Source organism: Paraburkholderia sp. SIMBA_027, from assembly GCF_046535315.1.
In the GTDB taxonomy this organism is placed as follows: domain Bacteria; phylum Pseudomonadota; class Gammaproteobacteria; order Burkholderiales; family Burkholderiaceae; genus Paraburkholderia; species Paraburkholderia tropica.
Map to the genome: position 1 here is coordinate 165,714 of NZ_JAWRWY010000002.1, position 12,118 is coordinate 177,831.

The 12,118-nt window shown below is 61.5% G+C and carries 10 protein-coding genes; 9 read left to right on the forward strand and 1 reads right to left on the reverse strand.

Annotated elements, in window-relative coordinates; translation table 11 throughout:
- Positions 1 to 138: 138 nt before the first annotated feature.
- Positions 139 to 765 (reverse strand): type VI secretion system lipoprotein TssJ, encoded by a 627-nt coding sequence (gene tssJ, locus SB764_RS03760; protein WP_065058892.1) that lies wholly within the window; start codon positions 763 to 765, stop codon positions 139 to 141.
- A 461-nt stretch (positions 766 to 1,226) separates the two neighbouring features.
- Between tssJ and SB764_RS03765 the strand changes: the two genes are divergently transcribed.
- The 9 genes from SB764_RS03765 to tssA all read left to right on the forward strand — a co-directional run bounded on the left by SB764_RS03765 (position 1,227) and on the right by tssA (position 12,111).
- Positions 1,227 to 1,892 carry a hypothetical protein gene (locus tag SB764_RS03765; RefSeq protein WP_065058891.1) on the forward strand — a complete coding sequence of 222 codons (666 nt, stop codon included), beginning with the start codon at positions 1,227 to 1,229 and terminating at the stop codon, positions 1,890 to 1,892.
- Positions 1,893 to 1,954: 62 nt separating this feature from the next.
- Positions 1,955 to 2,485, forward strand: a complete 531-nt coding sequence (tssB, locus tag SB764_RS03770) for a type VI secretion system contractile sheath small subunit (protein WP_065058890.1) — start codon at positions 1,955 to 1,957, stop codon at positions 2,483 to 2,485.
- Positions 2,486 to 2,498: 13 nt separating this feature from the next.
- Positions 2,499 to 3,995: a type VI secretion system contractile sheath large subunit gene (gene tssC, locus SB764_RS03775; protein ID WP_065058889.1), complete on the forward strand. Its 1,497-nt coding sequence runs from the start codon at positions 2,499 to 2,501 to the stop codon at positions 3,993 to 3,995.
- Between the two features lie 249 nt (positions 3,996 to 4,244).
- The gene (locus SB764_RS03780; RefSeq protein WP_065058888.1) at positions 4,245 to 4,748 is read left to right on the forward strand and encodes an Hcp family type VI secretion system effector; all 504 of its coding nucleotides are present in this window, start codon (positions 4,245 to 4,247) and stop codon (positions 4,746 to 4,748) included.
- A gap of 71 nt (positions 4,749 to 4,819) precedes the next feature.
- Positions 4,820 to 5,299, forward strand: coding sequence for a type VI secretion system baseplate subunit TssE (tssE, locus tag SB764_RS03785; RefSeq protein WP_065058887.1), 480 nt, complete (start codon positions 4,820 to 4,822; stop codon positions 5,297 to 5,299).
- Positions 5,300 to 5,369: 70 nt separating this feature from the next.
- On the forward strand, positions 5,370 to 7,208 hold the full coding sequence (tssF, locus tag SB764_RS03790) for a type VI secretion system baseplate subunit TssF (RefSeq protein ID WP_321902208.1): 1,839 nt from the start codon (positions 5,370 to 5,372) through the stop codon (positions 7,206 to 7,208).
- A complete protein-coding gene (gene tssG, locus SB764_RS03795) occupies positions 7,172 to 8,257 on the forward strand; it encodes a type VI secretion system baseplate subunit TssG (protein ID WP_176080571.1) in 1,086 nt (361 codons plus the stop codon). The genes tssF and tssG overlap by 37 nt, the downstream gene beginning before the upstream one ends.
- A 37-nt stretch (positions 8,258 to 8,294) precedes the next feature.
- Positions 8,295 to 10,973, forward strand: a complete 2,679-nt coding sequence (gene tssH, locus SB764_RS03800) for a type VI secretion system ATPase TssH (RefSeq protein WP_410862703.1) — start codon at positions 8,295 to 8,297, stop codon at positions 10,971 to 10,973.
- 1 nt (position 10,974) lies between these two features.
- Positions 10,975 to 12,111, forward strand: coding sequence for a type VI secretion system protein TssA (gene tssA / locus SB764_RS03805; protein WP_321856309.1), 1,137 nt, complete (start codon positions 10,975 to 10,977; stop codon positions 12,109 to 12,111).
- Positions 12,112 to 12,118: the final 7 nt, after the last annotated feature.

A 12,118-nucleotide genomic window follows, 5' to 3' on the forward strand; every position in this document is an offset into this window, starting at 1 on the left:
GTTTCCGTGAAATTCAACGCGCTTCTGGCGTGTGCATTCATCCCCGCTTTCATCCCCGCATTCCCCTCATTTGCAAGGTTCGCTGCCGCTCTTTCTGCCCCGTTTTAAATCTTCGCATTCGCTGTCACCGATTCGCTTTTAACCACAGGTGACAGACGAAAGCAGATTGAGCGCTTGCGCCGACTGACTCGCATCCGCGGGGATTACGGTACCGCTCGTGACCGTCATGGCGCAGTTGTGCAGGCCAACCATTATGCCGGATTTCTCCGATTTCGCCGGATCGAAAGCGAATTTCCAGCGCTTCATTGCCGGGTCGCGGAACAGCGCGACGATGCCGAAAGCTTGTGCTTCGCGCGAAACTTTCTCTGTGGCGTTATACCGCTGCCCCGGAATCAAGGTGATTTCGCGCACGCTCAGCAGGTCGGCGCCCAAGGTGCTTTTTTCCTTCGCGGGATCGGTGAATGTGTCGAACGGCGCCTGCTGGAACGAGGTCGGATCCTTCAACGCGTAGAGGCGCACGACTAATGCGAGCGGCTTGTTATCGGTCGCCGCATTGAGATTGCGCGCCGCGTAGAGCGTGACGCCGAGGTCGCGCGGCGGCTTCTGGCTGTCGGGTACATCGGGCTTGCCGATGCCCGCGAGTTGCAGCGCCGCCGAGGCCGCGCTGCCCAACGCGGGCACGGCCGCCGCGCACCCGCCCAGCAAGGCAGCAGCGGCGCAAACCAGAGCCGCATTTGATGCGATTTGAATAATGCGCGCAGTCATTTTTATCGCGGGCTTGAAGCCCGAACTCTCCGACAACGTTAAATCCGCTTGAACGTTGGTAATGCACGGCGCATTGCGCGGGCATTATCCCCGTGATGCCTTCTTTAATAAAAATCCGGCAAATTTTCCTGCCCGAAGCCCCGTGTACATTGGTTGCGCCGGAAATTATTTCCTTGTCAGCTGTGCGCCCGTTACTTTGTGGCTTCTGTCATGGTTCTTACTCGCTTCTCCAGCACTTTTCAGCTTCACGCGAGGACCATTTTCTTTCGGGCACTTTTCATTGCACAGTTGAATTATCGAAATTTGGCCTGTACTATACCCGCGCGTTGAGCAATAAGTAAAACACTCGTTTCAATATCGAGATAAGTCTGCGAGACAGAGATCTCGATGGTAGTTTTCGAGGCGCAGATCTCGAAGCTGAATCACAAACACAATCAAACTCTCTGGTCGGTAGAGAAAACATGAATAAGAGCGTCTTCTCGAAGCTAACGGGGGCTGTGATCGCGTGCGGCATCGTCGCGGGTTGCGCCACCCAGGGCAACAATCTTTCCGCATCGCCCGAAGCATTCAACAAGGCGCTCGCCGATGCGGACGCGCTCTCGAAGGGCGGCGACCAGGATCAGGCGATCGCCGCGTATCAAAAGCTTGCAGCCGCCGATCCCACGCGTGAAGAGCCGTGGTCGCGCATCGCCCAGATCCAGTTCCAGCAGCAGCACTACGGTCAGGCGATCGTGGCGGCGCAAGAAGCGCTGCAACGCGATCAGACGGATCGTGGCGCGAAGAGCGTGCTGGCCGTGGCCGGCCTGCGCGTAGCGACAGAGTCGCTTGGCGAACTGCGTCAGGATGCTTCGCTGCAAGGCGACGCGAAGTCGGACGCCCAGGCGCTCGCGAAGCAGTTGCGCGACACGCTCGGCGAGGACGCGCTGTTCCCGCCCGACCAGAGCGCGAAGTCGCCGGTGAAGAAGAAGCGCTATGTGAAGCGCGTCACCAAGGCCGCGCCGAAGGCTGCCGAATCCGCAGAAACGGCGGCTGCATCCGCGGCTCCGGCCGCGCCCGCAGCACCCGCCGCGCCGGCGCCCGCCAAGGCTGCCGGTAACGCCGCTGATCCGTTCAGCGCGCTGCGCTGAGTTTCGAGCACCACACGCGACACGTCCGATAACAAGGTCAAAACGGGAGCAGGGAGCCGTCGATGGCAAAGAAAGAAAGCATCCAGAAGCGCTTGCAGAAAGTGCGGCCGCCGCGCGTCCAGCTGACCTACGAGGTCGAGCGTGGCGATGCGATCGAAGTGAAGGAACTGCCGTTCGTCGTCGGCGTCATGGGCGATCTGGCCGGTCAGTCGGAAATCGAGCAGCCCAAGCTGCGCGACCGCAAGTTCATCAATATCGATCGCGACAATTTCGACGACGTGATGAAAGGCATCGAGCCGCGCGCCGCGTTTCAGGTGGAAAACCGCCTGAGCGAAGCGGGCGGCAAATTCGCCGTCGATCTGCGCTTCAAGTCGATGGCCGATTTCAATCCGGACGAGGTCGTGGCTCAGGTCGAGCCGCTGCGCCGCCTGCTCGACGCGCGTTCGAAGCTCGCGGATCTGCGCAACAAGCTCGCGGGCAACGACAAGCTCGAAGACCTGCTGAGCGAAGTGCTCTCCAATACGCAGCAGTTGCAGGCGCTCGCGGAGAACACGCGCAAGGACCCGTCGGAAGACGAACCCAAGGGCGAATGAGGCGGGGGACGCAATGAATCAGCAAACCGCAGCCGCGCAAAGCGCGGCCATCGAAGCCGAAGACGGCAGCACGTCTTCGCTGCTCGACAGCATTGTCGAAAAGAGCAAGGTCGCGAAATCGGATTCGGAGCACGCGCGTGCGAAGGACCTGATCGGCGAACTCGTGCATCAGGTGCTCGACGGCACCGTGGTCGTGTCGAACAATCTGTCCGCGACCATCGACGCGCGCGTGGCCGAACTCGACCGCCTGATTTCCGAGCAATTGAGCGCGGTGATGCATGCGCCGGAATTTCAGCGCCTCGAAAGCACGTGGCGCGGCCTCGATTATCTGTGCAAGGAAAGCAATACCGGCCAGACCATCAAGATCAAGGCGCTGCACGCACCGAAGCGCGACGTCGTGCGCGACTTCAAGGCCGCGGTCGAATTCGACCAGAGCGCGCTCTTCAAGAAGGTCTATGAAGAAGAATTCGGCACGTTCGGCGGCGCGCCTTTCGGCACGCTGATCGGCGATTACGAAATCACGCGCCAGCCCGAAGACATGTACTTCATCGAACAGATGTCGCATGTCGCCGCGGCCGCGCACGCGCCGTTCATCGCTTCGGCTTCGCCGGAATTGATGGGCCTCGAATCGTTTGCCGATCTCGGCAAGCCGCGCGATCTGGGCAAGGTGTTCGACACCGTCGAATACGCGAAGTGGAAGTCGTTCCGCGACGCCGAGGATTCGCGCTACGTGGGTCTGACGCTGCCGCGCTTCCTGGGCCGCCTGCCGTTCAATCCGAAAGACGGTGCGACGGCGGAAGGCTTCAACTTCGTTGAAGACGTGGACGGCACCGATCACAGCAAATACCTCTGGTGCAACGCGGCGTGGGCCTTCGGCGCGCGCCTGACGGCAGCGTTCGACGACTTCGGCTGGTGCGCGGCGATTCGCGGCGTGGAAGGCGGCGGTCTCGTGGAAGATCTGCCGACGCACACGTTCAAGACCGACGACGGCGAAATCGCGCTCAAGTGCCCGACCGAAATCGCCATCACGGACCGCCGCGAAAAGGAGCTGAGCGACCTCGGTTTCATTCCGCTCGTCCACTGCAAGAATTCCGATTATGCCGCGTTTTTCGCCGCGCAATCGGTGCAGAAAGCGAAGAAGTACAGCACCGATAGCGCCAATGCGAATGCCGTGCTTTCCGCACAGCTTCAATACATCTTCTCGGTATCGCGCGTGGCGCACTACCTGAAGGCGATGATGCGCGACAAGATCGGCAGCTTCGCTTCGGCGCAAAACGTCGAAGTGTTCCTGAATCGCTGGATTTCGCAATACGTGCTGCTCGACGACAACGCCACGCAGGAACAGAAGGCACAGTTCCCGCTGCGCGAAGCGTCGATTCAGGTCGCGGAAATTCCGGGGCGTCCGGGTGCGTATCGTTCGGTCGCGTTCCTGCGTCCGCACTTCCAGCTCGACGAACTGTCGATCTCGCTGCGTCTCGTGGCGGATCTGCCGAAGCCGGCTAATTCGTAATGCAAGCGTCGTAACGGGCGCGTCATCGAAAGCGGCAATCAAGACGACGGAAAGAAAGCCGCACAACGGGAATTGAGAGCGCGCCGAACGCGATTGCCTGCACCGCCAGAACGGTGCAGGCAATGCGGTGCATCCGGTGTAGAGGCCTCGTGTAAATGGGGCCCGCGCCAAGTGTGAGCGGTCCATCGGGCGGCCCGGCTTCGAGCCTCGCGCCGCCGTATAAACCACCTCTATGGGGAGCGATACGTTATGAAGGACATCTATCTAAAATTCGGCAATCCCGCGATCAAGGGCGAATCGCAGGATAAGGACCACGCTAACTGGATCGAAATCGACTCGTGGAGTCACTCGATCCTGCAACCGCGTTCGGCAACGGCATCGACGGCCGGCGGCCACACGTCGGAACGCTGCGAACACGCCGATATGCGCTTCACGAAGGACATCGACGTGGTCAGCCCGCTGCTGTATCAGCACGCTTCGGGCGGCACGACGTTCGACGAAGTCACCATCGACTTCATGCGTTCGGACGGCGAAGGCAACCGCATCAAGTACCTCGAAGTGAAGCTCAAGTACGTGATCATTTCGAGCATCACGCCGACGGTCGTTGGCGAAGGCCTGCCGACCGAAGAGTTTTCGCTCAAGTACGCGGCCGTGCAGTGGAAGTACACGCAGCAGAAGATCGGCGGCAACCAGGGCGGTAACGCGCAGGGCGCATGGAGCCTGACGAAGAACGACAAGACCTACGCGGTCTAAGGTGTCGTTGAACCGGGTGGGGCGCAGGGCGCGCCGCCCGGTTTTCATTGCATGCGACGCCGGATGGTTTGATGAAACGTTTCGAGCCCAGTTTCTTCGACAAGCTGTTCGACGACGAACCGCATTCGCCGGCACCTGCCGCGATGCGGCAATTGTCGCTGGACGAACTGAAAGCGACGGTGGCGCGCGATCTGGAGTCGATTCTGAATACGCGAATCGCCTTCACCGAGCACATGCTTGCGCAATTGCCTGAATGCCGTAAATCCCTGCTGACTTACGGCCTGAACGATTTCGCGGGTTTGAGTCTCGCGAGCCATTACGATCGCGCCTTTATCTGCAAGTCGATCCAGCAGGCAATCGAGCGGCACGAACCACGCCTGCAACGTGTGACGGTGTCGCTCGAATTGAATTCGCGCTCGACCAGCGTGCTGAATTTCGCTATTCAGGCATTACTGGTCGTGCATCCGGCCGAAGAGCCGGTAAACTTCGATGCATTGCTGCAGCCTTCGACGCTGCAGTATTCGGTCTCGCGCGCACGCGCGAAGACCTGAAGCACGGCAACGGCCGCGGACTGTCACGCGCCGCGGCTGCACAGGTAGTTTTGGGGGGCGGGGAGTCGCGATGGAAGAGTTGTTGCCGTATTACGAGCGCGAATTGTCGTTCTTGCGACGCTATTCGCGCGAATTCGCCGAGCGCTACCCGAAGATCGCGGCCCGTCTCGCGATGAGCGGCGAGCACTGCGAGGACCCGCACGTCGAGCGCATGATCGAGTCGTTCGCGTTGCTGGGCGCGCGTATCAACAAGCGTCTCGACGACGATTACCCGGAATTCACCGAGGCGCTGCTCGAAGTCCTCTATCCGCATTATCTGCGGCCTTTTCCGGCGTGTTCGATCGCGCAGATCGGCTCGACGGCGTCGTTCGCGCAGCTCACCGCGCCGGCCACGATCGAGCGCGGCACCGAACTCAAGTCGCGCCCGCTGCGCGGCGTGCAATGCCGTTTTCGCACCGCTTATGACGTGACGCTTGCGCCGGTGCGCATCAGCGAAGCGCGCTATATGCCGGTGGCGATGGCGCCGAGTTCGATCATGCTGCCCGGCGACGCCACGGGCGTTATTTCAATCACGATTGAATCGACTTCGCCGCAACTCGATCTTGCGGCGTTGAAACTGCCGCAATTACGCGCGTATTTGCACGGCGAGCAATCGTTCATTGCCGCGCTCGGCGACTGCCTGTTCGTGAACGCGCTGGGTGCATGGGTCGAATCCGATCGTAGCGGTCGCTGGCGCGCGTTACCGGAACTGCCGTATCGTCAGGCCGGATTTAGCGACGACGAAGCGCTGATCGATTTTCCTTCGCGCTCGCACCCCGCCTATCGGCTGCTCACGGAGTATTTTGCGTTTCCCGCGAAATTCGATTTCGTCGATTTCGATCTGGGCGCGATGGCGTCCGCCGCGGGCCGCTGCCAGCGGCTCACGCTGCATGTCGTGCTCAAGGAAGTGCGTGGCGATTCGCATGAGGCGCGGCTGCTCGACACGCTCGCGGCACATCATCTGCGGCTCTTCTGCACGCCGGTCGTCAATCTCTTCAAGCAGCACGGCGAGCCTATTCGCCTTAATCACCAAAGCATCGCATATCCAGTGGTGGCCGAGGCACGCCGCGCGTTCGCGTACGAAGTCTATTCGATCGACTCGGTCAAACTCGTGCAACAGCGCGCCGATGCGGAATCAGTGGTGGAATTCCGGCCGTTTTATTCGCTGCGTCATGGCGAAGCGTCGCGCGCCGGTCATTACTGGTTTGCACGGCGCGATGAAGCCGTCGCGCAGAAAAGCCCGGGTTACGAAACTGAAATTTCGATTGTCGATATTGACTTCGACCCCGCGGTCGAACAAACCGATACGCTGAGCCTCGAACTGACCTGCACGAACCGCGATTTGCCCGCCGGTCTCGCCGTGGGCCTGGAAGGCGGCGACCTGTTTCTCGAAGGCGGCTCGCTCGTGAATCAGATTGCGCTGCTCGCGCGGCCCACGTCGTGCGCGCGTTTCGAGCGACGCCAGGCCGCGCATTGGCGTCTGATTTCGCATCTCGCGCTCAGTCACGTTTCGCTGGCGAGCGGCGGTGCGACCACGCTCAAGGAAATGCTCGCGCTCTACGATTTGCGGCGCAGCGCCGTGTCGTCGCGCCATATCGACGGCATCGTCGACGTGGAGCAGCGCGCCGCCGTGCAATGGTTGCCCGGCAAACCGTTCGCCACCTTCGTGCGCGGCGTGGAAATTCGCGTGACCGTGGACGAGGACCATTTTGTCGGCACGAGTCTCGGCACGTTCGCGCGGGTGCTCGACGTGTTCTTCGGCCTGTATGTGCATATCAACAGTTTCGTGCAACTGGTCGTGATTTCGAAATTTACTGGCGAGGAGATCCTGCGATGCAAGCCCCGCAGCGGCGATTCGATCCTCGTGTAATCGAGCGTCTGCTCGACGAGCCGCACCGCTTTGAATTTTTTCAGGCGGTGCGTCTGCTCGAACGCTGGTTCGTCGACAAGAAGCAGGATCGCCAGCGCGACGTGCTCACGCATCGCGTGGCGTTCCGCAACACGCTCTCGCTCGGTTTTCCGCCCAGCGAAATCGAACAGGCCGCGTCATACGACGAAGCCGGGACGCGACTCGCCGAACCCGAGCAACGCGCTGCCGCACTCGATGAGGAACGTCTCGACCAGGTGGAAATCACACCTGCGTTCTTTGGCTTGCTCGGTGGGCAGGGCGCATTGCCGCTGCACTATACGGAGCAGTTGATCGCGCGCGAGCAGCTCAAGCGCGACCGCGCCGCGCGTGAATTCTTCGATGTATTTTCGAATCGCGCGACTGCGTTGTTTTACTCCGCGTGGAAAAAATACCGTCTGCCGTTCCATTACGAACTCGATCGCGACGAGCGCTATATGCCCTTGCTGCTCGCGCTCGCTGGCGTGGCAGACCACGATTCGCGCGAGAGTTTGCATGGCGGACGCGGCGCATTGCTCGATGAAGCGATTGCCGGTTATGCGCCGGCTGCGCGTCATCGGCCGGTTTCCGCTGCGTATTTGCAGAACACGCTCTCCGAATATTTCAATGTGCCAGTGCGCATCGAGCAGTTCGTCGGCAAATGGTACGACGTTCCGCCCGATCAACTCTCGATGCTCGGTATGCGTAACGTGGCGCTGGGCGCAACGGCGCTCGCCGGTCAGCGCGTCTGGCAACGCGACATGCGCGCGCGTCTCGTCGTCGGTCCGCTTTCGAAAACCGATTATGAAGCCTTTTTGCCCGGCGGCGAACGCGCGATCGCGCTGGAGCACATGCTCACGCTGCTGGGACGCGTGACGCTCGAATACGAAGTGCGGCTCGTGCTGCGGCGCGACGACGTCGGGCCGAGTCGACTCGGCGGCGGCTCGCGCCTGGGCTGGGATGCGTTCCTTTGCACCCACGAAGCCGATCGCGATCGCGCCGACGCGCATTACGAATTGCATGTCACCCACTGACGACTGACTGGAACTCCGCCCGGACCGACTTCACGACATGAGCACGCCTCTCAAGACCCTCATCACCAAGCTCAACTCCACCTGCCGTCTCGCGGCCGAACGCGCGGCCAGCGCGTGCCTTTCGCGGGGGCATTACGAAGTCGATCTGGAGCACCTGTTTCTCGCCTTGCTCGAAGAGCCCGCGAGCGATCTGGTGTGCGCGCTGCGCGCGTCGCGTATCGATCCGCATGCCGTGCGCGCCGATCTCGAACGCGAATTGCAGCAACTGAAAACCGGCAATACGCGTACGCCGGTGTTCTCGCCGCATTTGATCGCGCTGTTTGAACAGGCCTGGTTGATTGCCTCGCTCGACACGCAGATCGGGCGTATCCGCTCGGGACATTTGCTGCTCGCGCTACTGAGTGCGCCCGATCTCGCGCAATTCGCGCATCGCATGTCTTCGCGTTTGGGCGAGGTGCCGGTTGCCGAACTCAAACACAGTTTCGACGAGTTGACGCAAGGGTCGGCCGAAGCTGCGCCGCGCGACGCCGAGCGTGCAGCGGCGCAACCCTCGGCATCGGACACGGACGGTGAAGTGCAATCGAACGGCGGCCCGTCGAAAACGCCTGCGCTCGACACGTATACGACCGACCTCACGCAGCGTGCGCGCGAAGGCCGCGTCGATCCCGTAATCGGCCGCGAAGGCGAGATTCGCCAGACCATCGACATTCTCATGCGCCGCCGCCAGAACAACCCGATTCTCACGGGCGAACCGGGCGTCGGTAAAACGGCGGTGGTCGAAGGGCTGGCGCTGCGCATTGCCGAAGGCGACGTGCCGGAGGCGCTGCGCAACGTCGCCTTGCGTGTGCTCGATATGGGCTTGCTGCAAGCGGGCGCGAGCGTGAAGGGCGAATTCGAAAATCGCCTGAAAAGCGTGATCGACGAAGTAAAGAAAAGCCCGCAGCCGATCGTGCTGTTCATCGACGAAGCGCACACCATCATTGGCGCGGGTGGTCAGGCGGGACAGAACGATGCCGCCAATCTGCTCAAGCCCGCACTCGCGCGCGGCGAATTGCGCACGATCGCCGCGACCACGTGGAGCGAATACAAAAAGTACTTCGAGAAAGACGCGGCGCTTGCGAGGCGTTTTCAGGTTGTGAAGATCGAAGAGCCGAGCGAAACGCTCGCGGCCTCGATGCTGCGCGGTATGACCGCGTTGATGGAAAAGCATTTCAACGTGCGCATTCTCGACGAAGCGATTACCGAGGCCGTGCGTCTTTCGCATCGCTATATCAGCGCGCGTCAATTGCCTGATAAGGCCGTGAGCGTGCTCGATACCGCTTGCGCAAAAGTCGCACTCGCGCATAGCGCAACGCCTGGCGCAATCGACGACGGCAAGCGCCATATCGAACGTGTCGACGCTGAAATCTCCGCGCTCGAACGCGAAGCGGCTAATGGCGCGCCGCATGAAGAACGGCTCGCCGCACTCAGGGTGGAACGCGAAGCCAGCGCCACGGAAGTGGCCGAAGACGAAGCGCGTTACGCGCAGGAGCGCGAACTCGTCACGCAGATCGCTGCATTGCGTGCGCGTATCGATGCTTCGCGCGAAGCCGGCGCCGACGCTGCGCTGGCACGCGACGCCGACGAAGCGCGCGCCGCGCTGCCCGCGCTCGTCGAGCAATTGCATGCCTTGCAGGGCGACGGCCCGATGGTGCCGCTGCAAGTGGACGCGCATGTCGTGGCCGAAGTCGTGTCGTCGTGGACAGGCATTCCGCTCGGCCGGATGGTGAAGGACGAAATTAAAACGGTGCTGAACCTGAGTCCGCTGCTCGGCGAGCGCGTGATCGGTCAGGACCACGCGCTCGAAGCGATTGCGCAACGCGTTCGCACGGCAGGCGCGAACCTCGAAGATCCGGATAAGCCGCGTGGCGTATTCATGTTCGTCGGCCCGTCGGGTGTCGGTAAAACGGAAACGGCGCTTGCGCTCGCCGATATTCTTTATGGCGGCGAGCGCAAACTCGTCACCATCAATATGAGCGAATATCAGGAAGCGCATAGCGTGTCGGGCCTCAAAGGCTCGCCGCCGGGTTATGTCGGTTATGGCGAAGGCGGTGTGCTGACCGAAGCCGTGCGTCGCAATCCGTATTCGGTCGTGCTGCTCGACGAAGTGGAAAAGGCCCATCCCGATGTGCTGGAAATGTTTTTCCAGATCTTCGACAAGGGCACGATGGATGATGCGGAAGGGCGCGCAATCGACTTCCGCAATACGCTCATTATTCTGACTTCGAATGTGGGTTCGTCGGCGGTCATGCAGGCGTGCCTGAATAAATCCGCCGAGGAATTGCCCGACGCCGACGCGCTGGCCGAATTGCTGCGTCCGCAACTCTACAAGACATTCAAGCCCGCGTTTCTCGGGCGCATGAAAGTCGTACCGTATTACCCGATCTCCGACGACGTGCTCGCCGAGATCATCGAACTCAAACTCGAACGCATTCGCCGGCGGATCGAAGCGAATCATGGTGCCACGTTCGAGTGGGACGATACGCTTGTCGACGCCGTGCTCGCGCGCTGCACCGAAGTCGATTCGGGTGCGCGCAATGTCGATCACATCCTCAATGGCACGTTGCTGCCCGAGCTTGCGCAATACGTGCTCGAACGCATCGCAGAAGGCACCGCGCTCGCGCGCGTGACAGTGCGCGCCAACGAGGCTGGCGAGTTCGAATACACCGTGAATTGATATGTCGAACGATTACACCGCGCTGCTCGCGCCCATCAACGAAACCTCGCCGTGTGGCGAAGATCTGCTGTTCTCCGCGGATTTCGACACGATTGCTTACGCGCGTCGCTTCGACGACCCGTCGCTCGACCAAGGCGAATGGGTCACGGAAATCAAGGAAGCCGACTGGCCGCTCGTGATCGAGCGTTGCACGGCGCTGCTCGCCACGCAAACGAAGGATCTGCGCCTCGCGGTGTGGCTGACCGAAGCGCTCGCGATCCAGGAAGGCGTGCCGGGTCTGACGCAAGGTTTTTCGGTGCTCACGGGGATCGTGGATCGCTTCTGGGACGGCGCGCATCCGCTGCCCGAGGGCGATGACGTGGAGTCGCGCCTGGGCAATGTGGCCTGGCTCGCGGGACGCTCGGCGGAATTGCTGCGTGCGGTGCCGCTCACCCAATCGGGCACGGCGTTTAGCACGCTCGATTGGGAAGTTGCGCAACACGTCGCGCAGGCCGTCAAACGCGATCCCGACAACGCGGCCGATATTGCGCGCGGCAAGCCGTCGGTGGAACAGATCGACGCTTCGCGGCGCGCCACGGCGCCGGCATTTTATGAAGCGCTGCTCGCGCAATTTAAAACATTCGAAGCCGCACTCGGCGCACTCGATGCGGAACTCGAACGCCGCGCCGGCGACGCTGCGCCGAGCTTTCGTCAAACGCGCGATGCCTATGACGATGTGTATCGGTTGCTCGAGCGTTTTGCGCGCGATGTGGGCGTGGATCCGAACGCTGCGCAGAAGCCGCCCGTGGCGGATCAATCGGCGCAAGGCGACGCACACGGTGCGGCGCGCGGCGCACAGGAGCGCTCGGAACCGAGCTTCAAGACGCCTTTGTCCAATGAGGATCACGTGCTGACCCCGACTCGCGTTCAACCCCGCGCGCATGGCGGCATTGAAAGCCGCGCGGATGCCGTTGCGCAATTGCGCGCGGTGGCCGATTACTTCCGCCAGACCGAACCGCATAGCCCGGTCGCGTATCTCGCCGATAAAGCGGCCGAGTGGGCCGGCATGCCGCTGCATCAATGGCTTTCGACAGTGGTCAAGGACGACAGCACGCTCGCACATATTCGCGAGATGCTTGGCGTGAAATCGGACGAATGACATTCAC